The 25,528-nt window shown below is 72.5% G+C and carries 24 protein-coding genes; 17 read left to right on the forward strand and 7 right to left on the reverse strand.

Annotated elements, in window-relative coordinates; all coding sequences use genetic code 11:
* Positions 1 to 85 precede the first annotated feature (85 nt).
* The gene (phoA, locus tag BMY97_RS21435) at positions 86 to 1,477 is read right to left on the reverse strand and encodes an alkaline phosphatase (RefSeq protein ID WP_091618804.1); all 1,392 of its coding nucleotides are present in this window, start codon (positions 1,475 to 1,477) and stop codon (positions 86 to 88) included.
* 179 nt (positions 1,478 to 1,656) lie between these two features.
* Between phoA and rpe the strand changes: the two genes are divergently transcribed.
* The 5 genes from rpe (at position 1,657) to BMY97_RS21460 (ending at position 5,368) form a co-directional block, all read left to right on the forward strand.
* Positions 1,657 to 2,343 (forward strand): ribulose-phosphate 3-epimerase, encoded by a 687-nt coding sequence (gene rpe / locus BMY97_RS21440; protein ID WP_091618806.1) that lies wholly within the window; start codon positions 1,657 to 1,659, stop codon positions 2,341 to 2,343.
* A 94-nt stretch (positions 2,344 to 2,437) separates the two neighbouring features.
* Complete coding sequence (locus BMY97_RS21445; protein ID WP_091618809.1) at positions 2,438 to 3,076, forward strand: riboflavin synthase; 639 nt, start codon at positions 2,438 to 2,440, stop codon at positions 3,074 to 3,076.
* 56 nt (positions 3,077 to 3,132) lie between these two features.
* A complete protein-coding gene (locus tag BMY97_RS21450; RefSeq protein ID WP_177231493.1) occupies positions 3,133 to 4,404 on the forward strand; it encodes a bifunctional 3,4-dihydroxy-2-butanone-4-phosphate synthase/GTP cyclohydrolase II in 1,272 nt (423 codons plus the stop codon).
* Positions 4,401 to 4,907 (forward strand): 6,7-dimethyl-8-ribityllumazine synthase, encoded by a 507-nt coding sequence (gene ribH / locus BMY97_RS21455; RefSeq protein ID WP_091618813.1) that lies wholly within the window; start codon positions 4,401 to 4,403, stop codon positions 4,905 to 4,907. Before BMY97_RS21450 ends, ribH begins: the two co-directional genes overlap by 4 nt.
* Before the next feature lie 8 nt (positions 4,908 to 4,915).
* A complete protein-coding gene (locus BMY97_RS21460; protein ID WP_091619163.1) occupies positions 4,916 to 5,368 on the forward strand; it encodes a PH domain-containing protein in 453 nt (150 codons plus the stop codon).
* A gap of 43 nt (positions 5,369 to 5,411) precedes the next feature.
* Here the strand turns inward: BMY97_RS21460 and BMY97_RS21465 are convergent, their stop codons facing one another.
* The 3 genes from BMY97_RS21465 to BMY97_RS21475 are packed head-to-tail and all read right to left on the reverse strand — an operon-like array spanning position 5,412 to position 7,459.
* Positions 5,412 to 5,873 carry a phage tail protein gene (locus tag BMY97_RS21465; RefSeq protein WP_091618814.1) on the reverse strand — a complete coding sequence of 154 codons (462 nt, stop codon included), beginning with the start codon at positions 5,871 to 5,873 and terminating at the stop codon, positions 5,412 to 5,414.
* 22 nt (positions 5,874 to 5,895) lie between these two features.
* Positions 5,896 to 6,687, reverse strand: a complete 792-nt coding sequence (locus tag BMY97_RS21470; protein WP_091618816.1) for an exodeoxyribonuclease III — start codon at positions 6,685 to 6,687, stop codon at positions 5,896 to 5,898.
* 55 nt (positions 6,688 to 6,742) lie between these two features.
* Positions 6,743 to 7,459, reverse strand: a complete 717-nt coding sequence (locus BMY97_RS21475) for a S1 family peptidase (protein ID WP_091618818.1) — start codon at positions 7,457 to 7,459, stop codon at positions 6,743 to 6,745.
* A gap of 207 nt (positions 7,460 to 7,666) precedes the next feature.
* On the opposite strand from BMY97_RS21475, the gene uvrC reads away from it, so the two are divergent.
* The 5 genes from uvrC to BMY97_RS21500 all read left to right on the forward strand — a co-directional run bounded on the left by uvrC (position 7,667) and on the right by BMY97_RS21500 (position 13,741).
* Positions 7,667 to 9,664, forward strand: coding sequence for an excinuclease ABC subunit UvrC (uvrC, locus tag BMY97_RS21480; RefSeq protein WP_091618820.1), 1,998 nt, complete (start codon positions 7,667 to 7,669; stop codon positions 9,662 to 9,664).
* Positions 9,665 to 9,714: 50 nt separating this feature from the next.
* Positions 9,715 to 10,572: an RNase adapter RapZ gene (gene rapZ / locus BMY97_RS21485; protein WP_091618822.1), complete on the forward strand. Its 858-nt coding sequence runs from the start codon at positions 9,715 to 9,717 to the stop codon at positions 10,570 to 10,572.
* Between the two features lies 1 nt (position 10,573).
* Positions 10,574 to 11,536, forward strand: coding sequence for a gluconeogenesis factor YvcK family protein (locus tag BMY97_RS21490; RefSeq protein ID WP_091619165.1), 963 nt, complete (start codon positions 10,574 to 10,576; stop codon positions 11,534 to 11,536).
* A gap of 36 nt (positions 11,537 to 11,572) precedes the next feature.
* Complete coding sequence (gene whiA, locus BMY97_RS21495; protein ID WP_091618824.1) at positions 11,573 to 12,565, forward strand: DNA-binding protein WhiA; 993 nt, start codon at positions 11,573 to 11,575, stop codon at positions 12,563 to 12,565.
* A gap of 141 nt (positions 12,566 to 12,706) precedes the next feature.
* Positions 12,707 to 13,741, forward strand: coding sequence for a glucosyl-3-phosphoglycerate synthase (locus tag BMY97_RS21500; RefSeq protein WP_177231471.1), 1,035 nt, complete (start codon positions 12,707 to 12,709; stop codon positions 13,739 to 13,741).
* 33 nt (positions 13,742 to 13,774) lie between these two features.
* Here BMY97_RS21500 and BMY97_RS21505 read toward each other — a convergent pair whose 3' ends face one another.
* Positions 13,775 to 14,635 carry a sterol desaturase family protein gene (locus tag BMY97_RS21505; protein ID WP_091618826.1) on the reverse strand — a complete coding sequence of 287 codons (861 nt, stop codon included), beginning with the start codon at positions 14,633 to 14,635 and terminating at the stop codon, positions 13,775 to 13,777.
* 68 nt (positions 14,636 to 14,703) lie between these two features.
* Between BMY97_RS21505 and BMY97_RS21510 the strand changes: the two genes are divergently transcribed.
* The gene (locus BMY97_RS21510) at positions 14,704 to 15,312 is read left to right on the forward strand and encodes a TetR/AcrR family transcriptional regulator (protein WP_245787424.1); all 609 of its coding nucleotides are present in this window, start codon (positions 14,704 to 14,706) and stop codon (positions 15,310 to 15,312) included.
* Positions 15,313 to 15,952: 640 nt separating this feature from the next.
* Here the strand turns inward: BMY97_RS21510 and BMY97_RS21515 are convergent.
* Positions 15,953 to 16,390 carry a PPOX class F420-dependent oxidoreductase gene (locus BMY97_RS21515; RefSeq protein ID WP_091618830.1) on the reverse strand — a complete coding sequence of 146 codons (438 nt, stop codon included), beginning with the start codon at positions 16,388 to 16,390 and terminating at the stop codon, positions 15,953 to 15,955.
* 77 nt (positions 16,391 to 16,467) lie between these two features.
* Between BMY97_RS21515 and BMY97_RS21520 the strand changes: the two genes are divergently transcribed.
* Genes BMY97_RS21520 through BMY97_RS21545 form a run of 6 tightly spaced genes read left to right on the forward strand, consistent with a single transcriptional unit; the run spans position 16,468 to position 24,788 of the window.
* A complete protein-coding gene (locus BMY97_RS21520) occupies positions 16,468 to 17,937 on the forward strand; it encodes a hypothetical protein (RefSeq protein WP_091619168.1) in 1,470 nt (489 codons plus the stop codon).
* A 1-nt stretch (position 17,938) separates the two neighbouring features.
* Positions 17,939 to 18,742: a hypothetical protein gene (locus tag BMY97_RS21525; protein ID WP_091618832.1), complete on the forward strand. Its 804-nt coding sequence runs from the start codon at positions 17,939 to 17,941 to the stop codon at positions 18,740 to 18,742.
* Positions 18,743 to 18,754: 12 nt separating this feature from the next.
* The gene (locus BMY97_RS21530; RefSeq protein WP_091618834.1) at positions 18,755 to 23,218 is read left to right on the forward strand and encodes a coiled-coil domain-containing protein; all 4,464 of its coding nucleotides are present in this window, start codon (positions 18,755 to 18,757) and stop codon (positions 23,216 to 23,218) included.
* 52 nt (positions 23,219 to 23,270) lie between these two features.
* Positions 23,271 to 23,537 (forward strand): type II toxin-antitoxin system Phd/YefM family antitoxin, encoded by a 267-nt coding sequence (locus BMY97_RS21535; protein WP_091618836.1) that lies wholly within the window; start codon positions 23,271 to 23,273, stop codon positions 23,535 to 23,537.
* Complete coding sequence (locus tag BMY97_RS21540) at positions 23,527 to 23,940, forward strand: type II toxin-antitoxin system VapC family toxin (RefSeq protein WP_091618838.1); 414 nt, start codon at positions 23,527 to 23,529, stop codon at positions 23,938 to 23,940. The genes BMY97_RS21535 and BMY97_RS21540 overlap by 11 nt, the downstream gene beginning before the upstream one ends.
* A gap of 38 nt (positions 23,941 to 23,978) precedes the next feature.
* On the forward strand, positions 23,979 to 24,788 hold the full coding sequence (locus BMY97_RS21545; RefSeq protein WP_091618840.1) for a TIGR03620 family F420-dependent LLM class oxidoreductase: 810 nt from the start codon (positions 23,979 to 23,981) through the stop codon (positions 24,786 to 24,788).
* Here the strand turns inward: BMY97_RS21545 and BMY97_RS21550 are convergent, their stop codons facing one another.
* On the reverse strand, positions 24,789 to 25,433 hold the full coding sequence (locus tag BMY97_RS21550) for a LysE family translocator (RefSeq protein WP_091618842.1): 645 nt from the start codon (positions 25,431 to 25,433) through the stop codon (positions 24,789 to 24,791).
* Positions 25,434 to 25,528: the final 95 nt, after the last annotated feature.

Below are 25,528 nucleotides of genomic sequence, written 5' to 3' on the forward strand. Positions count from 1 at the left end.
AAGATCGTGTCGCGCTCGCGTGGGCGAAACCACCGGGCAAGCCCCCGGAGGAGACCGGGGGCCTGCCCCACCGCGGTCCCGGGGCTCAGCGCAGGCGCAGGGCCCGCTTGAGCGTGCCGAACACGTCGGTCTGATTGGTCAGGCCGACGATGTTCGCCGCCTGCGGGCCGTAGCCGGCGATGCGGACCTGGGTGCCGGTGTGGTCCATGGACTGCCCGGGCATCGCCGTGGCGTAGTTGAGGGTCATGTTCGCGCCCTCGTTCGTGACCAGCGTGGCGGTCTCACCGGGGCTGGCCGTGCCGTTGCCGATGATCTGGCTGGTGTGGCCGTGGTCGGCGGTGACCAGCACCAGGGTGTCCGCGTGGCTGCGGGCGAAGGCCATCCCGGCGGCGATCGCCGCGTCGAAGTCGACCACCTCGCCGATCTGGCCGCACGGGTCGGCCGCGTGGTCCTGCTTGTCGATGCTGGCGCCCTCCACCTGGAGGAAGAAGCCCTTGTCGCTACGGCGGTCGTCCAGCAGCTGCAACGCCTTGCGGGTCTGGTCGGCGAGCTTCGGCTGCGTGGCGGGCAGGTCCGGGTTCGGGGTGCAGCGCGACGGCGCGGTGCCGCCGGTCTTGGCCAGCGGGCCGGTCCAGTTCACCGGGAGGTTGCCGTCGGCGAACAGGCCGAGCAGCGGCTTGCCGGGCTTCGCGGCGGCGAGGTCGGCGGCGGTCCGGGCGACCTGGTAGCCCGCGGCCTTGGCCTGCTCCAGCACCGGTTTGCCGGCGTACTTGCCCGCCTTGGCGTTCTGCGCGAAGTACTTGGCGCCGCCGCCGAGCAGGACGTCGGGACGGGTCTGCACGAGCTGCTCGGCGATCGAGCCGGCGCCGCCGTTCTCCTTGGCGTTGGCCGGGCAGAGCTTGCTGGTCTCGTCCGGGCCCTTGCAGTCGCGGCTGACCACGTGCGAGCCGAGCACGGCCGGGGTGGCGTCCTGGACCTCGGCGGTGGTGACGTCGCCGGTGCGCAGGCCGGCGCGCTTGGCCAGCTCCAGGATCGTCGGCACGGGGTTGCCGTATGCATCGACCGAGATGGCGCCGTTGTAGCTCTTGGTGCCGGTGGCCCAGCCGGTGCCGGACGCCGCGGAATCGGTGACGTAGTCGGGCTTGGCCGGGTTGCCCTTCTCCACGGCGTACGTGGTGTAGTCGCCGGTCAGCGGCAGCTCGTCCATCGCCAGCCGTCCGGCCGCGCCACGGGAGTAGTTGCGCGCCGAGGTGATCTCGGACTGGCCCATGCCGTCGCCGATGAACAGGACCACGTTCCGCGCGCTGCCGCCCTGGATCGCGTTCCGCACCTCCTGGGTGCGGTCGCCGGCCGAGGCGGCGCGCACGCCGGTGTCGCCGGGCGTCGCGAGGGCGGTGCCGCCCGCGGCGGCGACCAGCACGGCGCCGATCGCGCCGGCGGTCAGCCACTTGCGGCGGCCTGCGAAGAGCGTTCTCATCGGTTCTCCTAGTACGGGGGTTTTCGGCGGTAAATCCGGAAGTTCCGGACTGGGTCATTAGTCCGTCCGCATGTGTTCCGTGCGCGGAATCGCGGTGAGCGAGGAATGTCCGTAAAGCGAACAACCAGGGCGTCACAGCCGGTGAGCAGCGGCGGGGGACGGCCTCCTACACTCGGGTCGTGGCCGAACGACCCCTCATCGCACCCAGCATCCTGTCCGCGGACTTCGCCCGTCTGGGCGAGGAGATCGCCGCCGTCGCGCACCCCGGGGAGACCCGCGCGGACTGGGTGCACGTGGACGTGATGGACGCGCACTTCGTGCCCAACCTGACCCTCGGCCTGCCGGTGGTCGAGTCGCTGCTGAAGTCCACCGACGTGCCGGTCGACTGCCACCTGATGATCGACGACCCGGACCGCTGGGCGATCGGGTACGCCGAGGCCGGCGCGTACAACGTCACAGTGCACGTCGAGGCCGCCGCGAACCCGGTGAAGCTGGCGAAGAACCTGCGCGCGGCCGGCGCGAAGGCGGGCCTGTCGATCAAGCCGGGCACGCCGCTGGAGCCCCACCTCGAGACGCTGAAGCACTACGACACGCTGCTGGTGATGTCCGTGGAGCCGGGCTTCGGCGGGCAGTCGTTCATGCCGGACGTGCTGGACAAGGTGCGCACCGCGCGCCGCCTGGTCGACACCGGGCACCTCAAGCTGGTGGTGGAGATCGACGGCGGCATCAACGCCGACACCATCGAGCAGGCCGCCGAGGCGGGCGTCGACTGCTTCGTCGCCGGCTCCGCGGTCTACGGCGCGCAGGACCCGGGCAAGGCGGTCGCCGCGCTGCGCGAGCAGGCCGCCCGGCACCGGGCCGGCTGACGCCCGCGCCCGGGGGAGCACCCGGGCATCGGCGGGTGTTGGATGGAAGGCACCCGGTTCGGCGGGTGGTTTCTTCACACGGGAGGCAGGTGCGGTGTTCACCGGCATAGTCGAGGAAGTCGGCGAGGTCACGGCGGTCGAGCAGCTGACGGACGCGGCGCGGCTCACCGTGCGCGGCCCGCTGGTCACCTCCGACGCGGGCCACGGCGACTCGATCGCCGTGAGCGGCGTCTGCCTGACCGTGGTCACGGTCTCGGGCGGCGAGTTCACCGTGGATGTGGTGAACGAGACACTCCAGCGTTCCAGCCTCGCGAAGGTGGCCGTCGGCGACGCGGTGAACCTCGAGCGCGCCACCCCCGCGGGCGGGCGGCTCGGCGGGCACATCATGCAGGGCCACGTCGACGGCACGGGCGTTTTCCTCTCCCGCGACGAGCAGGGCGTGACCACGTTCGCCCTGCCCACGGGCCTGGGGCGGTACGTGGTGGAGAAGGGCTCGATCGCCGTCGACGGCGTTTCGCTGACCGTCGCGGCCATCACCGAGGAGTCATTCTCGGTCGCCCTGATCCCGACCACGCTGGAGGTCACCACCCTCGGCCGCCGGACCGCCGGCGACCTGGTGAACCTGGAGGTGGACGTGGTGGCGAAGTACGTGGAGAAGCTGGCCGTCCCGCATCTGGCCGGCCGGGCGCACAATGACCACGTCAGCGGGGACGGCACGAAGGAGCAGGCGTGAGCGAGACGAGGGCAGCGGAGCCGCAGGCGGGGTGGACGCCCTGTGGTGCCGGCGCGGTGTTCGACGCCGACGCGATCGAGGCGGCGATCGCCGATATCGCCGCGGGTCGCGCGGTGGTCGTGGTGGACGACGAGGACCGGGAGAACGAGGGCGACCTCATTTTCGCCGCGGAGAAGGCGACGCCGGAGCTGCTGGCGTTCATGGTGCGCTACACCTCCGGTTACGTCTGCGTGCCGTTGACCGAGGCCGAGGCGGACCGGCTGGACCTGCCGCCGATGTTCCACACGAACCAGGACGCCCGCGGCACCGCGTACAGCGTGACCGTGGACGCCGCCGAGGGCATCAGCACCGGCATCTCGGCGGTGGACCGCGCGCGGACCATCCGGCTGCTGGCCGACCCGGACTCGAAGGCCGCCGACTTCCGCCGGCCCGGCCACGTCGTCCCGTTGCGCGCCAAGGAAGGCGGCGTGCTGCGCCGCCCCGGCCACACCGAGGCGGCGATCGACCTGGCCCGGCTGGCCGGGCTGCACCCGGCGGGCGTGCTCTGCGAGATCGTGTCGCAGAAGGACGAGGGCGAGATGGCGCGGCGGGACGAGCTGGAGGTCTTCGCCGCCGACCACGGCCTCACGATCATCAGCATCGCCGACCTGATCGCGTACCGGCGCCGCACCGAGCGGCAGGTGGAGCGCGTCGCCGAGGCGCGGATCCCGCTCGCCGCGGGCACTTTCCGCGCGGTGGGCTACGACAGCCTGCTCGACGGCATCGAGCACGTCGCCTTCGTCTACGGCGAGATCGGCGACGGCGAGGACATCCTGGTCCGCGTGCACTCCGAGTGCCTGACCGGCGACGTCTTCGGCTCGCTGCGCTGCGACTGCGGCCCGCAGCTGGAGGCCGCGCTGCAGGCGGTCGCGGACGAGGGCCGCGGGGTCGTGCTCTACATCCGCGGGCACGAGGGCCGCGGCATCGGCCTGCTGCACAAGCTCCAGGCCTACCAGCTGCAGGACGCCGGCGCGGACACCGTGGACGCGAACCTGGCGCTCGGCGTGCCCGCCGACGCCCGCGACTACGGCACCGGCGCGCAGATCCTCTGCGACCTCGGCGTCCGCTCGATGCGGCTGCTCACGAACAACCCGGCCAAGCGCGTCGGCCTGGAGGGCTACGGCCTGCGCGTGACCGGCCGCGTGGCGCTGCCGATCTCGCCGAACCCGGAGAACCTGCGGTACCTGCGCACCAAGCGCGACCGGATGGGGCACGACCTTTCGCAGCTGGAGCACTACGAGCAGGTGACGGCGACCGGGCCGGACGGGGAAGGGGAGAGCGGGCGATGAGCGGGGAAGGGCGTCCCGACGTCCAGCTGGACCTGAGCGACTGCAAGGCCTTGCGGCTGGGCATCGTGGCGACGCGGTGGAACGCGGGGATCACCGACACGCTGCTGGAGCGCGCGCTGGTCGCGGCCAAGGAGGCCGACCTCGAGGAGGAGCCGACCGTGGTCCGCGTGGCGGGCGCCGTGGAGCTGCCGGTGGCGGCCCAGGCGCTGGCGCGCAACCACGACGCGGTCGTCGCGCTGGGCGTGGTGATCCGCGGGGGCACCCCGCACTTCGAGTACGTCTGCGACGCGGTGACGGCCGGCCTCACGCGGGTGGCGCTGGACGAGAGCACCCCCGTCGGCAACGGCGTGCTCACCTGCGACACCGAGGAGCAGGCACTGGCCCGGTCCGGAAAGCCGGGCTCGGTGGAGGACAAGGGCTACGAGGCCGCCGTCGCGGCGCTCGACACCGCCCACGTGCTGCGCGGCCTGCGCCAGCCGTGGACCGAACGGGGATTCGTGTGAGCGCGACCATGACCGACCAGCAGACGGCGACCCTGGTGATCCGCCCCCGGCGGACGCTGATCATGTGCAGCGTGCTGGCGGTGCTGCTGCTGGGCGTGTTCATCGTGGTCGCGGTGCTGCTGCGCAACTCCCACACCGGCGTGGTGTTCGAGCCCGCCGACCAGGCCGCGATGATCGGCATCGGCATCCTGCTGGCGGCGGGCACCATGCTGTTCGCCCTGCCGCGGGTCCGCGCGGACGCGGACGGAGTCGAGGTCCGCAACGTCCTCGCCACCCGCCGCTTCGCCTGGACGGACGTCCTTTCGGTCAGCTTCCCGGACGGGGCTTCTTGGGCCCGCTTCGAACTGCCCGAGGACGAGTACTTCTCGGTGATGGCGGTACAGGCCGTGGACCGCGACCGCGCGGTCGCCGCGGTGCGTGCCCTGCGCAAACTCCACCGGGCGGCACACGAGGCGGCTTGAGTTTCCGCGTCGGGCCGCCCGGATTTCCCGGCGGCGGCTTCGGTCAGTACTCGTTCTTGATGACGAAGTACGAGCCGCGGATGGTTCCGGCCAGTTTCGACTTCTGGCGGGCGAACTTGAACGAGCCGAGTTCCGCGGGGACTTCCATCCCGTCGGAGAGCTTGAACCCGACCGCCCGTTTGCCGGCCTCGTCGAGGGTGTACATGACGTTGATCGACAGGCCGCTCGTGTAGAAGACGTAAGCCATCCGGATGTTCTCGACCTGGAATCCGGTCGCCTCGAGCGGGGGTGAGGAGATGACGATGCCGCGTTCCGCGTCGAGGATCCGGTGCACCCAGTCGATGGTCGGCCGGGCGTCGGCCGCCGGCTCGACCGTGAAGACGTGGCTGTACTTGTTCTTGAAGTAGCGGGCCTCGTTCGCCCGCAGGCCGGCGAGCGCGTCCGCGACCGGCGACGACTCGAGGCCGGTGGTCGACACGGTGGTGAAGTCCACGGTGCAGGGCATGGCGAATTCCTTCCGGTGGGTCTCAGGCTGTCGCGGGCTGAAGGGAAAGGTCGACCACCACCGGCGCGTGGTCCGAGGCGCCCTTGCCCTTCCGCGCCTCACGGTCCACATAGGAATCCGCCACCGCGTCCGTGAACGCGGGATTCCCGTACACCAGGTCGATCCGCATGCCGCGGTTGTTGGGGAAGTTCCCGGCGCGGTAGTCCCAGTAGCTGAACGGGTGGTCGTACTTCAGCGGGCGCGGGAAGACGTCGCCGAGGCCGAGGGCGCGCAGCCGTTCCAGCGCCGCGCGCTCGGGCTCCGTGACGTGGGTCGAGGCCGCGAACGCCGTGATATCCCAGACATCCTGGTCCGACGGCGCCACGTTGAAGTCGCCCAGCACCGCGAAGGGCGCGTCCGAAAGCTCCGCGGAAACGGTCTGCCGCAACGCTTCCAGCCACTCCAGCTTGTACGCGTAGTGCGGGTTGTCCGGCTCGCGCCCGTTGGGCACGTACACCGACCACACCCGCACGCCGCCGCAGGTGGCGCCGATCGCGCGGGCTTCGGTGGCGCCGTCGAACCGCGGTTCGCCGGTCAGGCCGCGGGTCACGCCGGCCAGCCCGATCCGGGAGAGGATCGCGACGCCGTTCCAGCGGCCGAGGCCGTACGCGGCGACCTCGTAGCCCAGCTCCCGCACCGGTTCGACGGGGAAGGCCTCGGTGGTGTTCTTCAGTTCCTGCAGGCACAGCACGTCGGGGGCCGAGTGCGCCAGCCAGTCGAGCACCCGCGGGAGCCGCGGCACGATCGAGTTGACGTTCCAGGTCGCGATGCGCATGCCCGTCAGGATAGGGGTGCGCGGCCGAGGCGACCCGCCGCGCACCCCGCCGGGCTCAGACTCCGGCCGTGGTCCGGATCCACGAGCGGCTGGCCGCGACGCTCGCGTAGTTGTTGGTGCCGCGGGTGTTCGTGCCGCTCTGGTTCTGCACCGTCGAGGCGACGCCGACCTGCGCGCCGTTCGACAGCTCGGGCCCGCCCGAGTCGCCCTTCCACGCCGAGCCGTTGACGCCGACGCTCTGGATCGCGCGGCCGCCGTAGGCGTCCGTGGAACGGCCGGTGACCTGGACGTTCGCCACCTTCAGCGCGGACGCCGGCGGTCCGGTCGGGGTGGTGCGGCCCCAGCCGTAGAGCTGGTTGGTGCTGCCGTTGGCCGGGTCCGCGCTGCCGAGCGTGACCGGCGCCGCGCCGGTGGCCTGCGCGAGGTGCAGCAGGGCGATGTCGCCGTTGGGCGACTCCTTCTTCTGGTCGACGGCGATCTTCGTGCCGCCGAACAGCGTGTTGGTGCCGACGCGCACGAACATGCCGCTGCCGTCCTCGTCGAGGCAGTGCACGGCCGTCATCACCCAGCTCGGCGCGATGACCGTGCCGGAGCAGTTGAAGCCCTGGAAGTCGCGGCCGGGGGTGTTGACGTAGACCTGCGCGCCCCAGCTGACCGCGGGCGCGGCGCCGCCGCCGATGATGTCCGTCTGGGCGGATGCGACGGCGCCGCCCGCGAGGGTCAGCGCGAGGGCGGCGGCGGTGGCCGCGCCGGCGATGCGGATTCTGCTCAAGGCGGGATCCTTTCGGGGGACCGGTGGGGACCGGGGAGACGCCGAGTGCTCTCGGCCGGACGGAAAGTAACCACGCGCCGGCCGGACCTGGAACCGACGAACGTCGCTTCTGTCCGGAGTACCCGACTTCCGTCGGGTCGGATCCGGGTTTCCTGGTGGGCGAGGGGCCTCGCGAAAACTGTCGGTGCCGCGCCATAGAGTGGTGAGGTGGCTGACCCGACCACCTACCGTCCCTCGCCGGGGAGCATCCCGGACGCGCCCGGCGTGTACAAATTCCGCGACGCCGCGAAGCGGGTCATCTACGTCGGCAAGGCGAAGAGCCTGCGCAGCCGGCTGAACTCCTACTTCGCCGACCTCACCGGCCTGCACCCGCGCACCCGGCAGATGGTCACCACCGCCGCGAGCGTCGAGTGGACGGTGGTCAGCACCGAGGTCGAGGCGCTCCAGCTGGAGTACAACTGGATCAAGGAGTTCGACCCGCGGTTCAACGTCCGCTACCGCGACGACAAGAGCTATCCGGTGCTCGCGGTGACGATGAACGAGGAGTACCCGCGGCTGCACGTCTACCGCGGCGCGCGCAAGAAGGGCGTCCGCTACTTCGGGCCGTATGCCCACGCGTGGGCCATCCGCGAGACGCTCGACCTGCTGCTGCGCGTGTTCCCGGCGCGCACCTGCTCGGCCGGGGTGTTCCGCCGCCACGGCCAGATCGGCCGTCCCTGCCTGCTCGGCTACATCGACAAGTGCTCGGCGCCGTGCGTCGGTCGCGTGTCGGCCGACGAGCACCGCGGGATCGTCGAGGACTTCTGTGACTTCCTTGCGGGCCGGACCGACGCGATGGTCCGGCGGCTGGAGCGCGAGATGGCGGCCGCCTCCGAGGAGCTGGAGTTCGAGCGCGCGGCGCGGCTGCGCGACGATCTCGGCGCGCTGCGCCGGGCCATGGAGAAGCAGGCCGTGGTGCTCGGCGACGGCACGGACGCCGATGTGGTCGCCTTCGCCCACGACGACCTGGAGGCCGCCGTCCAGGTCTTCCACGTCCGCGGCGGGCGGGTGCGCGGGCAGCGCGGCTGGGTCATCGACAAGGCCGAGGAGATGGACGTCCCGGCGCTGGTCGACCACTTCATCACCCAGTTCTACGGCGAGGAGTCCGAGCGCGCGGATCGCGACGACGTGAACGGCGGGCCGGTGGTGCCGCGTGAGGTGCTGGTGCCGGAGCTGCCCGCGGACGCCGAGGCACTCGGCGAATGGCTGTCCGGTCTGCGCGGCTCGCGGGTGAGCCTGCGCGTCGCCCAGCGCGGCGACAAGAAGGCGCTGGCGGAAACCGTGGTGCGCAACGCGGCCGAGGCGTTCACCCAGCACAAACTGCGCCGCGCCGGCGACCTCACCGCGCGTTCGGCCGCGCTGCAGGAGCTGCAGGACTACCTGGCGCTCGACAGCGCGCCGCTGCGCATCGAGTGCATCGACATCAGCCACATCCAGGGCAGCGACGTGGTCGCGTCGCTGGTGGTGTTCGAGGACGGCCTCGCGCGCAAATCCGAGTACCGGCGGTTCGCGCTGCGCGAGGCGGCCGACGAGGGCGACGTCGCGTCGATCGCCGAGGTGGTGCGCCGCCGGTTCCACCGCTACCTGAAGGAAAGCGCGGAGGAGGCGGCGGACCGCGACAGCGCGGCGGACATGGGCGCCGAGCCGCCGCGTCCCGGCATCGACCCGGAGACCGGCCGCCCGCGCAAGTTCGCGTACCCGCCGAACCTGCTGGTGGTCGACGGCGCGGGCCCGCAGGCCACCGCGGCCGCCGAAGTGCTGTCGGAGCTGGGCATCACCGACGTCGCCGTGGTCGGGCTCGCGAAGCGGCTGGAGGAGGTCTGGCTGCCGGCCGACCCGGACCCGGTGATCCTGCCGCGCACGTCGGACGCGCTGTACCTGCTGCAGCGGCTGCGCGACGAGGCGCACCGGTTCGCCATCCGCTACCACCGCGAGAAGCGCGGCAAACGCATGCAGGCGTCCGAATTGGACAGTGTGCCCGGGCTCGGGCAGGCTCGGCGCACCGCGCTGATCAAGCACTTCGGCTCGGTGAAGAAGCTCAAGCAGGCCAGGGTCGAAGAGATCGAGGCGGTGCCCGGCTTCGGCAGGCGCACCGCGGAGGCCGTGGTGGCGGCACTGGCCGGGGAGACCGGTGCCACCGCCCCGGGAGGGGAACAAGGGCCGTGATCGGAGAAGGAACCATCGTGAGTGCGCAAGAGGACAACCGGGGAACCGGGATGGAGGTCGCCGTCGTCAGCGGCCTTTCGGGGGCAGGGCGCTCGACCGCGGCGAAGTGCCTGGAGGACCTGGGCTGGTTCGTGGTCGACAACCTGCCGCCGGAGCTGATCGCCACCATGGTCGAACTGGGCGCGCAGGCGCGCGGCGCGATCACCAAGGTGGCCGTGGTGATGGACGTGCGCTCGCGCGCGTTCACCGACGACCTGGCCTCGGTGATCAAGGACCTCGACGCGCGGGGCTACAAACCGCGCGTGCTGTTCCTGGAGGCCACCGACGCGGTGCTGGTGCGCCGGTTCGAGGCGGTCCGCCGCGGCCACCCCATGCAGGCCGACGGCCGGCTGGCCGACGGCATCACCGCCGAGCGCCAGCTGCTCGCGCCGTTGCGGGAGGAGGCCGACCTGGTCCTCGACACCTCCGCGCTGTCGGTGCACGACCTGCGCGCGAAGATCGAGGACGCGTTCGGCTCCGAGGCGAGCACGCAGACCCGCGTCACCGTGCTCTCGTTCGGGTACAAGTACGGCCTGCCGATGGACTCCGACCTGGTGATGGACGTGCGGTTCCTGCCGAACCCGTTCTGGATCCCGGAGCTGCGGGAGCACACCGGGCTCGACGGCGAGGTCCGCAACTACGTGCTGTCGCAGGAAGGCGCCGAGGAGTTCCTCGACCGCTACCACCAGCTGCTGCGGCTGATCGGCGCGGGCTACAAGCGCGAGGGCAAGCGGTACCTGACGCTGGCGGTGGGCTGCACCGGCGGCAAGCACCGCAGTGTGGCGATCTCCGAAGAGCTCGCCCAGCGACTGTCCAATGAGGACGGAATGGCCGTGAAGGTGGTGCACCGCGACCTTGGCCGCGAGTGAGGTGCGCGCTGTCGCGCTCGGTGGGGGACACGGCCTGCACGCGACGCTGACCGCGTTGCGGCGGGTCACCCGTCAGGTCACGGCCGTGGTGACCGTCGCCGACGACGGCGGGTCGTCCGGCCGGCTGCGCCGCGAACTGGGCCTGCTGCCGCCCGGTGACCTGCGGCAGGCGTTCGCCGCGTTCGCCGCCGAAGACGGCGGCACGCTGTGGGCCGAGGTGTTCCAGCACCGGTTCGGCGGAGACGGCGCGCTGGCCGGCCACGCGGTCGGCAACCTGCTGCTGGCCGGGCTGTTCGAGGTGCTCGGCGACCCGGTGGCGGCGCTCGACGAAGCGTGCCGGCTGATCGGCGTGTCCGGGCGCGTGCTGCCGATGTCGCCGGAGCCGCTGGAGATCGAGGCGGAGGTGAGCGGCCTCGACAGCGAAGACCCGGCGGCGCTGCGCCGGATCCGCGGCCAGGTCGCGGTCGCGAGCACCCCGGGCCAGGTGCACCGCATCAGCCTGCACCCGGTGGGACGGCTGCCGAGGCCGCCGCACGGCTGCCCGGAGGCGATCGAGGCGGTCCTCGGCGCCGACGTCGTGTTCCTCGGCCCCGGCTCGTGGTTCACCAGCGTGCTGCCGCACGTGCTGGTGCCCGACCTCTACGACGCGCTCGTGCGGACCACCGCGACGAAGGTCGTCGTGCTGAACCTTGTCCCCCAGCCGGGGGAAACTGCCGGCTTCTCGCCGGAGCGCCACCTCGACGTACTCTTCGAGCACGCCCCGGGGCTGCGGGTCGACGCCGTCATCGCGGACCGCGATTCGGTGCCGGACCCGGCGAGTCTCCGCCGCGCGGCCCGGCGACTGGGCGGCCGGGCCCACCTGGGGGCGGTGGCCGACCCGGTGGTGGAGGGACGGCATGATCCTGATGCGCTCGCCCGGTGCATGAGAGAGGCTCTCGGTCTCGGTGGGGAGCACCGTGGGTGACGGCGGGCGCGGAGCGGAAGGCAGGAGGGGCAGTACATGGCGATGACCGCCGCGGTCAAGGACGAGCTGAGCAGGCTCGAGATCACCAAGATGGGGCCGCGCCGGGCGGAGGTCGCGTCACTGCTCCGCTTCGCGGGCGGGCTGCACATCGTGGCCGGCCGGGTGGTCGTCGAGGCGGAGCTGGACACGGGCTCGGTGGCGCGGCGGCTGCGCCGGGAGATCCACGAGCTCTACGGGCACCATTCGGACGTGCACGTGATCACCGCGAGCGGCGGGCTGCGCAAGGGGACGCGGTACGTGGTGCGCGTGGTCAAGGACGGTGAGGGCCTGGCCCGGCAGACCGGGCTGATCGACCAGCGCGGGCGCCCGGTGCGCGGGCTGCCCGCCGCGGTCGTCTCCGGCGGGGTGGCCGACGCGGAAGCCGCCTGGCGCGGCGCGTTCCTGGCCCACGGCTCGCTGACCGAGCCGGGCCGCTCGTCCTCGCTGGAGGTCACCTGCCCCGGGCCGGAGGCGGCGCTGGCGCTCGTCGGCGCGGCCCGGCGGATGGGCATCCAGGCGAAGTCGCGGGAGGTGCGCGGCGCGGACCGCGTGGTGGTCCGGGACGGCGATGCGATCGGCGCGCTGCTGACCCGCCTCGGCGCGCACACGAGCGTGCTGCAGTGGGAAGAGCGGCGGATGCGCCGCGAGGTGCGGGCGACGGCGAACCGGCTGGCCAACTTCGACGACGCGAACCTGCGCCGCTCGGCCCGCGCGGCCGTCGCGGCGGCGGCCCGCGTGGAGCGCGCGCTGGAGATCCTCGGCGACACGGCCCCGGACCACCTGCTGGCGGCGGGCAAGCTGCGGCTGTCGAACCGGCAGGCGTCGCTGGAGGAGCTGGGCCAGCTGTCCGAGCCGCAGATGACCAAGGACGCCGTGGCCGGCCGGATCCGCCGCCTGCTGGCGATGGCGGACAAGCGCGCGAAGGACCTGAGCATCCCGGACACCGAGTCGGCCGTCACCCCCGAGATGCTCGAGGACGAGGAAGCCTGACGGCGCCAGCGCAGCTTGTTAACGCCGCCGCCGAGGGCCGGGGGAACTCGTAACACCGCGGTAGCGCCCCGGAGCGGTGGGCGAAACGTGCCACCCGGACCGTGGACTCGAGGAGATCAGCCTTCGAGGAAGGGGAAGGGCATGCGCATGAGCGGCACAGGGGAGCGCGCGCAGCTGCAGGTCTCGGCGGAGGTCGGCACCTGGCTGAACCGGCGCAGCGGCCGGGCCGGCGACTGGACGCCCGGCCGGCTGGCCGCGGCCAAGCGCGGCACCCGCGTCTCGGTGGTCATCCCCGCGCGTGACGAGGAGGCGACGGTCGGCGCGATCGTCACCGCCATCCGCGAGGAGCTGATGGAGCGGCACGCGCTCGTGGACGAGATCCTGGTGGTGGACAGCCGTTCCACGGACGCCACCGCCCAGGTCGCCGCGGCCGCCGGCGCGGACGTCGTGGCGCAGGACTCGGTGCTGCCCGAACTCGGCGGCCTGGCCGGCAAGGGCGAGGCGCTGTGGAAGGGGGTCGCCGCGACCACGGGCGACCTGGTCGTCTTCGTGGACGGCGATCTGTACGACTTCACCACCGACTACGTCACCGGCCTGCTCGGCCCGCTGCTGACGGACCCGGCGGTCGGCTACGTCAAGGGCTTCTACCACCGCCCGCTCACCGGCTCGGCGGGCACCGAGGCCGACGGAGGCGGGCGGGTCACGGAACTCGTCGCGCGGCCGTTGCTGAACATGTTCTGGCCCGAGCTCTCGGGTTTCGTGCAGCCGCTCGCGGGTGAGTACGCGGGACGGCGCGAGGTGCTCGAGAGCATCCCGTTCGTGGCGAACTACGGCGTCGAGATCGGCCACCTGATCGACCTGCTGGAGGCCCGCGGCCTGGACGCGCTCGCCCAGGTGGACCTCGGCCACCGCGTGCACCGGCACCAGAGCACCCACGCGCTGGGCCGGATGGCGGGCCAGATCATGCTCACGCTGTTCGACCGCCTGGAGCGCTACGGCCGGCTCGTCACGGCGGTCCCGCCGGCCACGCTGCTGGCCCAGTTCCAGCGCGGCACCTCCGACGGCGGCGTCGACCGCGAGCTGGTCCTGACCGACCTGACCTGCGAGCAGCGGCCGCCCCTGGCGAGCCTGCCGGCGGCGCTGCGGCCGGCGAACCAGTTGCAGGACACCGCGTAAACCCGTTGTGCGGCAAGGCGTGCGGGGCGATCGTCACACCGCCTCGCGCGCCGGGGCCCAGCCGGGCGGGCCGAACACGTAACCGGCGCGTTCACGCCAGCCCGTCGCCGCGCGCAGGTCGCGCAGGATCGAGCCGTACTCGTGGAAGCCGACCTTCAGCAGGTCGAACGTGCCGATGTTCGTGGTGAGGCCGTAGGTCGGGCGTTTGCCCTCGGGTACGAAACTGCGGAAGAGCCGGTCCCAGACGATCAGGATGCCGCCGTAGTTCGCATCGAGGTATTCGGCGTCGCTGCCGTGGTGGACGCGGTGGTGCGAAGGGGTGTTGAACACGAACTCGAACCAGCGCGGCAGCTTCCCGACCTTTTCGGTGTGCACGAAGAACTGGTAGACCAGGTCGATCGACAGCCCGGTGAGGATCAGCCACGGCGGGATCCCGGCGAGCGCGAGCACCGACCAGAACGGCAGCTGGAAATAGGGCGTCCACTTCTGGCGCAGGGCGGTGGAGAAGTTGTAGTGCTCGCTGGAATGGTGCACCTGGTGCCCGGCCCAGAGCAGCCGGACGCGGTGGCTCGCGCGGTGGTAGGCGTAGAAGACCAGCTCCTGGCCGAGCAGCATGAGCACCCACGTCCACCAGTCGCGCGGGTCGAACCGCACCGGGGCCAGCTCGAAGAGCGCGGCGAAGACGACCAGCATGACCAGGCGGAACAGCGCGTTGACCCCGACCGCGACGGTGCCCATCAGCAGGCTGGTGCGCGTGTCGTCGACGCGGTAGCCGATCACGTTGTCGTCGTGGCCCAGCACGTGCACCGCGACGATCTCGATCACGATGAAGAGCAGGAAGACCGGGATCGCGTACAGCACCGGGTCGCGCAGGTGCGCCAGGAAGTCGGCCACGTCGCCCTCTCCTTCGAACTGACCCTTGGGTAACTTACCTACGGGTTAGTTAAGGTAGGCTCTGCCCCGTGACAGAGTCAAGGGCCGTCGGCACGAAGGGGGTGCCGCGCGGTGAACGCGAGTCGCAGATCCTCGCGGCGGGCACCGAGGAGTTCGGCCGCGCGGGCTACGCGGGTGCGTCGATGGTGGAGATCGCGCGCCGCGTGGGTGTCACGAAACCGTTGCTGTACCAGTACTTCGGCTCGAAGGACGGGCTGTACCTGGCTTGCCTGCACCGCGCGGGCGACCGGCTGACCGGCGGCGTCGCGGAGACGATGGCCGCCGGCGGCGAACCGGACCGCATGCCGCTGGCCGTCCTGGCGGCGATCTTCGCGACGTTCGACCAGGACCGCTACGCCTGGAAGCTCCTGCGCGACCGAACGGCCCCGGCGACCGGCGAGATCGCCGCCGCGGCCGAGGACTACCGCGCCCGCCTGGACGGCTTCGCCCTCGTCGGCGCGGGGCAGCTGCTGGGCTCCCGCGGCTTGTCGGACCCCCCGGACACCGAAGTGGTCGCCCACGTCTGGACCGGCGTCGTCGACTCCCTGATCGGCTGGTGGATCGACCGCCCGGCCGAATCGGCGGCCTCGATGACCGACCGGTGCGCGCGCGTGATGGCCAAGCTGTTCGGGTGGTGACTTCTGTCTACTGTGGACGCAGAAGGTCTGTGGTGCGTGGCCGGGACAACCGGCGCCGCTCCGGTTGTCCCGGCCACGGCCGGAGGCCCCGTCCGAGGGGCGAGGGGTTCCGTTCAGGAACGGGGGAGCGGCCTGCCGTCAGCGGTGGCGCTTGCTCCGTCGGCGGTGGTGCCGCTCGTCGCGGCGCCGCCGGGCGGGTCGGTCGGCACAGCGCCGGCGAGTGGTGTGCGCCCGGGGTGACCGGCGCCGCTCCGCTCACCCCGGGCGCAGTCCGCGGGCCCGGCGGACCGGGCGGAGTGCCGATGTCCCTCGCGCCATCGCGGCGCTGCGGGCACGTCCGCGGCGCCGGGGCTCGGGGAGCCGGGCGCGGTGCGCCAGGTCAAGCGGGTCGCCACGAAAACCTCCTCCAGCACCGGAAAGCGGGGACGCCGGCGTCGGCCGTGAGGTCCGCGAGGGGACTTCGGCCGGGACTCGAGAGCTATAGTTAGGAAACTTTCCTATCTATGGGTGAGATCACACCATCTCCGGCCGGGCGATGTCAATACCGAACCGCGTCCGCGGGTTCCCGGGCCCGGAAACCCGGGAAACCACAAGGGCCGGGTCCCCTCAGGAACCCGGCCCGTTCACCCCGCGAACTACCTCACCCGGCGATGTCGGCCCGCGCGATCACCTTCGTGATCCTCGCCCGGACGAGGGATTCCTCCGGCACCGCGTTGCGCCGGCCGTACTCCGCGGCCCGCTCGGCCCCCATGTACCGCTCACCGAGGCGGGTGGCCCAGTCCAGCATCTCGTCGAAATCGTGGGTCAGCCGCGCCTCGGCGGTGAACTGGACGTACGAATACGGCGGCTGCTGGTCGTCCACGACCAGCGAGATCCGCCCGTCACGGCGGATGGCCTTGCCCTTGAGGGTGTCGGTGCCCGTGGTGAACACGATTTCGTCCCCGGCAGGCGTCTCGTCCAGCAGGAACCACACCGGCGTCACGATCGGGGCGCCGTTCGCGCGCACCAGCCCCAGCTGGCCGGTCCGGGTGCCGGAACTCGCGAACTGCCACCATTCGTCCTTGATCATCTCCCGCATGGGGTGGACGTTAGCCCGTCACCCGTGCGGGCGCAGGAGGGGGCCGACTAGCCTGGCCTGCTGTGCGAGACGACGAGATGGGCGCCGCGGGCCTGGCCGACGAAGGGCTGACCCGCCGGTTGAAGGCGCTCGCCTGCACCGCGCCGCTGCACGACCTGGACGCGCGCAAGGCGAAGCTGGACTGGGCCGACGCCACGGTCTACCAGATGGCCGAGATCGCGCTGCACACGATCGACCAGGTCACCATCGCGATGGACTTCGACACCGGCGCGGGCCACGACCAGGTGATCGACCGGCTGCTGCCGTTCATCGCGCAGCAGGCCCGGTCGCGGACGCCGGACGAGCACGTGCGCGTGGCGAAGTGGGTGCTGGACAACCTGATCAACGTCGGCACCACCGACCGCGGCTTCCGGCGCGTCTACGGCTCCATGGGCCCCGGCGGCTACCAGCGCCGCCAGTTCGACTTCAAGCTGCTGGTCGAGCTGGCCGCCCCGGACGGCGAGGTCTACCTGCGCGCCACCGACGAGGCGATCAACGTGCTGGTCGGCGCGCTGGACACCGACGTCGAGTCGGCGCAGATCGCGGCCGAGGTGAAGCTGGAGAACCTGATCAACCGCGGCCGGCTGGCCGACGCCAAGCTCGCCGCCGAGCAGGCGCGCTACCGCACCGTGCAGTACGGCGAGACGTTGCGCGCCAAGCTCGACGCCACCCGCCGCGACGTGCGCGCCGTGGACTGGGAGCGCGAGGTGCCGGACCTGATCGACTCCGCGCTGGGCCACATCGAGTCCCGCTTCCGGTCGGAGAACGCGATCCTCAAGAACATCACCACCGCGCGGGACGAGTCCGAGGACGTCGACCACAAGCGCCGCGCGGCCGAGCTGGTCGACATCGTCGCGGACTGCATCCGGCGGCACACCCGGCTGCAGTCGCGGCTGGCCGACGCGGGCGCGGTGTTCCGCGCCGAGCAGGACCGCCAGCAGTTCTCCGGCCCGCCGCAGCGCGCCACCATCGACCTGTTCGGCCAGCTGCTGGTGCCGACGCTGGGGCTGCCGCTGGCCGACGCCGTCGCGCCCGCCGAGCACTTCTTCCACGCCGTCGCCGGGATCGCCCCGCCGGTGGTGCCGTCGCTGTCCTCGCTCGTGTCGATGCTGCTGCGGCCCGTGCCGGAGCGCGACCAGCTGGTGGGCGAGGTGCCCGAGCCGGAGCTGATGCCCGCCGACGTCACCGACCGCTTCGGCGACGACGTCTGGCGCCTCGCCGACGACCTGCTGGACCTGCCCGAGGTGCCGCGCCGGCTGTCCGGCCTGCTGGAGGACGCGCGCCGGACGAAGCAGCCGGGGCTGCCCGCGCTGGTCGCGCTGCGCGCCCTGCACGCCTACAGTCCCGAGGTCGGCGCCGCGCGCCGGCAGGGGGAACGCCAGGTGCTGCTGGCCGTCGACGACGGGACCCTGCTCGACGACCCGGGCTTCGGCGGCGCGGACCTGCTGCTGTCCACCGCCGGGGTCGAGCGAGCCGATGAGACCGACGAGACCGAGGAGGTCGCCTGAGATGGCCGTGACCCACACGAGCGTCGACGCCGAGGCCGCGGCCCGGCTGGTGGCGTTCGGCATGCGGCCGAAGCAGCTGCCGGCCCGCGATGTCGTGTACGGCGAGCTGGTCCGCCGCTACGCCGAGGACAACGCGTTCAAGGCGCTCACGCACGCCGTCGCGTCCGGCCTCGGGTTGATGGTGCTGGAGGTCAACCAGCAGGCGGGCGCGGTGCTCGCGGCCACCGACGAGTCGATCTTCGAGATCAAGATGGACAGCTACGCGCGGCAGAGCAAGATCCGCGAGCGCCGCGAGACCGAGAAGGTGCTGCACGGGCTGATCCACCTGGCCACCGCGGCCCTGGGCTACCCGCGCCCGGACGACCTGGCCAACGACACCTACATCGGCCGCGTCAGCGTGGAACTGGTGGACGCGATGGTCCGCGAGGCCGCGCGCATCCTCGACGAGCGCGCGCAGCAGGCCGAGGCCAACAACGACCCGCTGGCCGACGCGCCGGAGCTGGAGCAGGCCTGGCGCGCGTACGCCCGGCGCCCGGCCGCCGCGGCCACCAAGGACGGCCGGATGGCCGCCGACACCACCCGGGGCATGGTCGCGCGCGCCCTGCGGTTCCTCGCCGACCAGGGCTTCCTGGTGCCGGTGAGCGACGAGCAGGGCGGCACCTACCGCACCACCGGCCGTTATCAGATCCAGGTGCGCGAGCTGGCCGCCGACGCGGCGTTCGACGACCTGCTGGCACTCGACGTCGTCGCGGTCGCGGGTGCCGGGGGCACGCTGCGCGCGGCCACCACGGACACGCTGCAGTAAGAGGGGACTTCGATGTACGAGCTTTCGCGGGTCCGCCTGCACTCGGTGGGCCCCGCGGGCGCCCGCTACCAGGACGTGGTGCTGGACTTCAGCGGCGTCGGCGCCACCATCACCGCGCCCAAGCAGGACGCGCTGTTCAGCGCCGGGATCCACGCCGGGGGGCCGGTGCGCCGCCCCTCGCCCGCCAGCGTGCTGTTCCTGGAGAACGGCGGCGGCAAGTCGGTGCTGATCAAGCTGATCTTCTCGGTGATGCTGCCGGGCCGCCGCCAGGTGGTCGGCACCACGAGCACCAAGGTGCTGGAGAAGTTCGTGGCGGCCAAGGACGTCTCGCACGTGGCGCTGGAGTGGCTGCACGTGGAGACCGGCCAGCGGGTGATCACCGGCAAGGTCTCGGAGTGGCGCGGGCACGTGACGTCCGCGGACTCGGAGAACCTGGTCGATTCCTGGTACTGCTTCCGCCCGACGCCCGCGCTGGGGCTCGATTCCCTGCCGCTGACGGAGGAGTCGCGGCTGCTCACGATGTCCGGCTTCCACGACCGGATCGCCGCCTCGGCGCTGGCCGAGCCGGAGCTGGAGCTGTTCTGGACGCGGCGCCACCACGAGTGGACCGGCCGGCTCGACGGCCTCGGCCTGGACACCGAGCTGTTCCGCTACCAGCGCGCGATGAACGCCGGCGAGGGCGAGGCGGCGGACGCGTTCCAGTTCTCCACCGACGAGGCCTTCGTCGAGTTCCTGCTGCGCGCGGTGCTCTCGGAGGAGGAGCCGAAGGACCTCGCGCAGGTCGTTTCCACCTACTCGCACAACCTGGCCCAGCGCGGGGACCTGTTGGCGGAGAAGGACTTCGTGTCCGGTGCGCTCGAGCTCCTCGGCCCGCTGGCCGAGGAGGAGGGCGTCGCCGCCGCGTCCCGCCGGATCGCCGCGGTCGCGCGCGCCGACCTGCGGGAGCTGGCCGGGCGGATCCACGCGCGCAACGAGCTGGAGAACGCGCGGCTGGACGGCCTGGACGACCACGTCGAAGAGGTGAAGACGGCGGAGAAGCTCGCGGAGGGCGACCACCGCCGGCTCGCCGCGGGCGTCACCGAGCTGCGCCGCCTGGTCGCGGTGCTGCGCCTCGACGAGGCCCAGGCCGCCCGCAAGCGCGTGGACGCGGAGCTGGCCGAGGCCAAGACCGAGGCCGAGGCGTGGCGCGAGACCGCCACTGTGCTGAACCAGCTGAACGCCGGCCGCAAGGCGAAAGACCTGCGTGAGCTGGTCGGCAACCGCGAGGAGAAGGCCAAGCCCGCGCTCGAAGCCCGCAACGCGGCGGCGTCGGCGCTCGGCCGGGGCCTCCTCGCGCTGGCCCGAGACGCACAGCGTCAGGCTGACAAGGCCGAGGCCCACGCCGGCGCGTTGCGAGCGGAAGCGGAGAAGGCGCAGGCCGACCGGGACGAGGCCGCGAACCTGGCCGCCGGGCGCCGCGCCGAGGCGCGCGGGCTGTCCGCCCGGATCGCCGAGCTGCGCGAGGAGATCTCCGGATCCGTCCGAAGTGGACTGCTGAGTGCGGGCACGGACGTCGCCGAGGCCGCCCGCGCGGCTCGGACGGCGGCCGAGGGCACCGCCGCCGAGTTCACCCGGCGTGAGCAGGAGCTGGAGCGCGTCGGCGAGGATCTCCAAGCGGCGCAACGGGCCGTGAACGAGGCCCACCAGCTCTCCGGGTCCACACAGGACCGTCAGGTGCGGGCCATCGAAGACCTCGACCGGGCGCACCGGCGCACCGACGCGCTCGCCGCGGAGCCCCGCCTGGTCGAGCTGCTCGGCGCCGACGACGTGAGCCCGGAGAGCGACCTTCCCGTTCTGCTGCAACGGCTTCGCGAGGCGAGCGCGACCGTCGAGCGGGAGCAGACCGAGCTGCGGATGGCGGAGTCCGCCGACGAGCGCGCTCTGTCGGCGCTCGGCTCGGGCGGGCTGCTGCCGCCGCCGCAGGACGTGCAGGCCGCCCTCGACGCGCTGGAGCAGGCCGGGATCACGGCGTGGTCCGGCTGGCGCTATCTGTCCAAACTGGATGCCGTCCGCCGGGACGAGGTGCTGGAGCGGCTGCCGCAGCTGGTCGCCGGGGTGCTGCTGAACGACGTCGCGCAGGTGCCGCGGGCGCGCGAGGTGCTGGCGAACAGCCGGCTCCTGCCCAGCGCGGTCATCGCGGTGGGCACGACCGACGCGTTCCAGGCCGACGACGGGGCGCCGTCCGCCGGCGTGGAGTTTCTCGTGCCGCCGAACCCGGCTATGTACGACGAGGAAGCGGCCGACACCGAGCGTGAAGCCGTCGCCCAGCGCAACACCGAACGGCAGCGGCGCCTGGAGCGGCTGGCCGAGTCGCTGTCCGCCGACGGCGCGCTGACGTGGAAGCTCACCACCTGGCGGGAGGACTACCCGCCGGGCGCGATCGCGACGCTGGCCGAGCAGGCCCAGACCGCCCGTACCGCAAGGGAAACCGCGCAGACGGCGCTCACCCAGGCGGAGACCGAGTTCGCGCGGCTGAGCGAGAAGGCGGGGGCGTTGCGCGAGCGCGTGCCGGCGTTGCGCGTTGCGCTGGCCGAGGCCGAGGACAAGGCGCGACGGCTCGCGGAGCTGTCGACGCGCGCGGTGCGTGTCGCCGAATGGACCGAGGAAGTCGAGCGCGCGGGCGAAATCGCGGAGCGCGCGGAGGCCAACGCCTCGGATGCGGCCGCGAAGGCCGCTCGGCTGCGTGAGCAGGCGGGGGAGGAGCAGCGGACCGCCGACGGGCATCGCCGCACCGCGACCACCGCCCGGGCCGAGCTGGCGGAAGTGCCGGGCGCCGGAGAGCTGGGCGAGGACGCCGAAGCCCCGGCCGAACCGGTGGACGCGCTGAGGCGGACCTTCGCGTCGGCGTCCGAGGCCTACGCGAAGGTGGAGGTCGGCAGCGACCTGCGGGCCGAGCTGGACCAGGCCGAATCGGCCGAGGCCGCGGCGGGCTCCGCGCTGGAGTCGCTGGACGAGGCCGTGCGCCGTCGTTCGGCGGAGCTGCTGGAGACGCCGGACGGCTCCGACGCCTCGGCGCGCGCGGCGGCGCTGGCCCGGGCCCGGCGCATGGTCGACGCGGTGGAGGAGGAGCGCACCGAGGCGATCGGGCTGGTCTCCACGCGGCGGGCCGAGCTGGAGGTGCTGCCGCTGCAGAACGGCGTGTCCCCGGCCGACCGGCCGCGCGACATCGAGCACGGCCTGGAGCTGATCGACGCCGCTTCACTGGAAGTCTCGGCGGCGGCCCGGAAATGGGAGGAGCTGCAGGAACGGCGCGCGGCGGCGGAGGCGACGCTGGACTCGGCGAAGGCGTCGGCGTCCGGCTTCGCGCTTCTCGCGGAATCGCTCGCGCACCTGCAACCCGAAACGGCTGAGGCGGCGTACGACGGCGACGTCGACACGGCGCGCGCGAAGCACACGCAGCTGAACGCCGTACTGAGTGAAGCGCAGGAAGCCGCCGACACCGGCGACCGGCGCGTACGCGAGGCGGCTGACCAGCTGGCCCAGTACGCGACGGAGAAGCGCTTCGAGAAGCTGAGCACGCCCGTACGCCAGCAGGTGATCTCGGTGAAGCGCGACCAATTGCCGGTGCACGCGGCCGAGTGGGCCGAGGCGCTGCGGCCGCGGCTGCGCACCCTGACCGACGACCTCGCCCAGATCGACCGGCACCGCGGCGGCATCATCACGCGGCTGCAGGGCATGGTCGACGGGGCGTTGCGGACGTTGCGCTCGGCCCAGCGCGTCTCCCGGCTGCCGGACGGCCTCGGCGACTGGTCGGGCCAGGAGTTCCTGCGGATCCGGTTCACCGAGCTGGAGGAGAACGTGCTGGCGGAGAAGCTCGGCGAGGTCGTCGACGAGGCCGCGGCCGGCAAGACCGCCGACGGCCGCGACGTCAAGCGCGACGGGCTTTCCCTGGTGCTGCGCGGAGTCCAGGTGTCGGCGCCGAAGGGCTTCCGCGTCGACATGCTCAAGCCGGACTCCGTGCTGCGCACCGAACGCCAGCGCGTTTCGGAGATCCGCGACGTGTTCTCCGGAGGCCAGCAGCTGACCGCGGCGATCATCCTGTACTGCACGCTCGCGGCGTTGCGCGCGAACAACCGCGGCAAGGCGCGCAACCGGCACTCCGGCGTGCTGTTCCTGGACAACCCGATCGGCCGCGCGTCGGCGGGTTATCTGCTGGAGCTGCAGCGCGCCGTCGCGGAGGCGCTGGGCGTCCAGCTGATCTACACGACGGGCCTGTTCGACGCCGGCGCGCTCGCGGAGTTCCCGCTGATCGTCCGGCTGCGCAACGACGCGGACCTGCGCGCGGGCCGCAAGTACCTGTCGGTCGACTCGACGATCCGCACCTCGCTCGACGACCTCGGCGAGCCCGACGGCGTCGCCCGCCTTTCGGCCACGCGGATGTTCACCCGCGGTGCGGCCGCTGCCGAGGAACCCGCGCAGGACGAACGGACGGCGTGACGGGGGTGGCACAAGGTAGCACCGGGTGCCACCCCTGTCGTAGCATGGCGCCATGAGCCTCCACCACGAGATCACCCAGCGGGACCTGCGCAGCAGCTCCGGCGAGATCATGGACGCCGTCGAGCACGGCACCACGTTCGTGGTCACCCGCAGCGGGACGCCGATCGGAGAGCTCGTCCCGCTGCGCCGGCGCCAGGCCGTCACCCGCGCGCAGTTCGCCCGGGGATCCGAGCAGGCGCCCGCGGTCGATCTGGAGAGCTTCCGGGCCGAGGCCGACGCGAGCGTCGACGGTGGGGTGTCCGACCCGTATGAGCGGTGAGGTGCACGGGCTGCTGGACACGAACATCCTGATCCTGCGCCGCCGGATCGACCATGCCCAGCTGCCGGACGTGCTGTCGATCAGCGCGGTGACTCTCGCCGAGCTTTCCGCGGGGCCGCACCACGCCGGCGCGCCGGCGGAACGGGCGCGCCGGGTCGTCCTCCTGCAGCAGATCGAGGCCGAGTTCGATCCGTTGCCGTTCGACACCGACGCCGCGCGGGTGTACGGCAGCCTGGTCGCCGGGGTGCTGGCCGCGGGCCGGACGCCGCGGCGGCGGATCGCCGACCTGATGATCGCCAGCACGGCCATCGCGTGGCGGCTTCCGTTGTACACCACCAATCCCCAGGATTTCGCCGGGCTGGACTCGCTACTTCACCTGGTGCCCGTCGATCGCCCGGCCTGACCGGGAACAACGGCGGGGCGGGCGGGGTTGCCTGCGGCATGGACAAACTCGGCCCGCTGGGCGCTGCCACTCCCGTGTTCGGACCGGCGGACCTCACCGCCGCGGTGGCGAAAGCCGTTGAGCTGGAAGAACTCGGTTTCTCGGCGCTGTGGCTGCCGGGCGGCCCGAACAACAACCTGCCGCTCGTGCCGGCCGTGGTGACGGCGACGAAGCGGATCACCGTGGGCAACGGGATCCTGGCGGTCGACAGCGTGCCCGCGTCGGAGCTGACGGCGGTGTACGGCGAGCTGGCCGAGTCGCACCCCGGCCGGTACGTGCCGGGCATCGGCGGCGCGCACGGCGCCCGCCCGCTGGCCACGCTGAACGCCTACTTCGACGAGATCGACCCGGTGGTCCCGCGGGCCGAGCGGGTCCTTTCGGCGATGGGGCCGAAGATGCTGGAGCTGGCGCGCGACCGCGCCGCGGCGGCGTACCCGAACCTCGTCACGCCCGGCTACCTCGCGTCCGCGCGGGAGATCGTCGGCCCGGACACCCAGCTGGTGGTGGGCGTCCCGATCGTCGCGGAGACCGACGCGGAGCGCGTCCGCGAAATCGTGCGCGGCGGCTCGCTGCCCTTCCTGTCCGGGGTCCCGGGGTACATCGCGAACTTCCGCCGCATGGGCTTCACCGACGCCGACATCACCGGCCTGTCCGACCGCCTGGTCGACGCGCTCACGGTGTGGGGCGACCTCGACACGGTCGTCGCGGGCCTGCGCGCCTACCTCGACGCGGGCGCCGACCAGGTCGTGATCCACGTCGACGGCCTGCCGCCGTCCTGGCCCGCGGAGCTGCTTTCCGCGCTGGGGTGATCAGTCCTTACGGCCGGTGAACGCGAGCGTCGTGCCCAGGCCGATCATCACCAGCCCGCCGGTGCCGCCGATGAGCTCCAGCCGGCGCGGCGAGCGGGCGAACCACGAGCGGGCCGTGCCGGCCGCCACGGCCCAGACGCTGTCGGTGGCCAGCGCGATCACCGGCAGGCAGATGCCGAGCACCAGCATCTGCGCCGGCACCGAGCTCGCGCCCGCGTCGACGAACTGGGGGAGGATCGCGGCCAGGAACACGATCGACTTGGGGTTCGCGAAGCCGACCACGAACCCGTCGCGCAGCACCGCCCACGTGCGGCCCGGGGCGGTGCGCACGGTGGACGCCATCGCCTCGGTGAGCTTGCGCCGTTTCCGGATCGCCTGCACACCCAGGTAAACCAGGTACACCGCGCCCGCCAGCTTGATCGCCGTGAACACCGCGGCGGACGTCGTCACGAGCACACCGAGCCCGAACGCCACCGCCACCACCTGCGTGTACACCCCGGTCGCGTTGCCGACCACGGTCAGCAGCGCCTCCCGCCGCCCGACGGTCAGCGCCCGGCTGATCGTGAACAGCACACTGGGCCCAGGAACGACAACCATGACGAACGTGAGCGCGGCGAACGCCACGAGGTGCGCGGTGGTGACCATGTACCCGAGCGTAGAGCCGGCCCGGCGTGGCGACCACGTTTTTTCGCCGTACCCCGGAAGCTGCCCATCGGCCGGCGTGCGCAACGGCCGAATCG

Origin of the sequence: Amycolatopsis saalfeldensis (assembly GCF_900110575.1) — a bacterium.
Lineage (GTDB): Bacteria > Actinomycetota > Actinomycetes > Mycobacteriales > Pseudonocardiaceae > Amycolatopsis > Amycolatopsis saalfeldensis.

Bases quoted from the DNA above. Each gene is read 5' to 3' on its own strand.
- phoA (WP_091618804.1), bottom strand. From the start codon at position 1,477: ATGAGAACGCTCTTCGCAGGCCGCCGCAAGTGGCTGACCGCCGGCGCG.
- ribH (WP_091618813.1), top strand. From the start codon at position 4,401: ATGAGCGGGGAAGGGCGTCCCGACGTCCAGCTGGACCTGAGCGACTGC.
- BMY97_RS21460 (WP_091619163.1), top strand. From the start codon at position 4,916: ATGACCGACCAGCAGACGGCGACCCTGGTGATCCGCCCCCGGCGGACG.
- BMY97_RS21465 (WP_091618814.1), bottom strand. From the start codon at position 5,873: ATGCCCTGCACCGTGGACTTCACCACCGTGTCGACCACCGGCCTCGAG.
- BMY97_RS21470 (WP_091618816.1), bottom strand. From the start codon at position 6,687: ATGCGCATCGCGACCTGGAACGTCAACTCGATCGTGCCGCGGCTCCCG.
- rapZ (WP_091618822.1), top strand. From the start codon at position 9,715: ATGGAGGTCGCCGTCGTCAGCGGCCTTTCGGGGGCAGGGCGCTCGACC.
- whiA (WP_091618824.1), top strand. From the start codon at position 11,573: ATGGCGATGACCGCCGCGGTCAAGGACGAGCTGAGCAGGCTCGAGATC.
- BMY97_RS21500 (WP_177231471.1), top strand. From the start codon at position 12,707: ATGCGCATGAGCGGCACAGGGGAGCGCGCGCAGCTGCAGGTCTCGGCG.
- BMY97_RS21515 (WP_091618830.1), bottom strand. From the start codon at position 16,390: ATGCGGGAGATGATCAAGGACGAATGGTGGCAGTTCGCGAGTTCCGGC.
- BMY97_RS21520 (WP_091619168.1), top strand. From the start codon at position 16,468: ATGGGCGCCGCGGGCCTGGCCGACGAAGGGCTGACCCGCCGGTTGAAG.
- BMY97_RS21525 (WP_091618832.1), top strand. From the start codon at position 17,939: ATGGCCGTGACCCACACGAGCGTCGACGCCGAGGCCGCGGCCCGGCTG.
- BMY97_RS21530 (WP_091618834.1), top strand. From the start codon at position 18,755: ATGTACGAGCTTTCGCGGGTCCGCCTGCACTCGGTGGGCCCCGCGGGC.
- BMY97_RS21535 (WP_091618836.1), top strand. From the start codon at position 23,271: ATGAGCCTCCACCACGAGATCACCCAGCGGGACCTGCGCAGCAGCTCC.
- BMY97_RS21540 (WP_091618838.1), top strand. From the start codon at position 23,527: ATGAGCGGTGAGGTGCACGGGCTGCTGGACACGAACATCCTGATCCTG.
- BMY97_RS21545 (WP_091618840.1), top strand. From the start codon at position 23,979: ATGGACAAACTCGGCCCGCTGGGCGCTGCCACTCCCGTGTTCGGACCG.
- BMY97_RS21550 (WP_091618842.1), bottom strand. From the start codon at position 25,433: ATGGTCACCACCGCGCACCTCGTGGCGTTCGCCGCGCTCACGTTCGTC.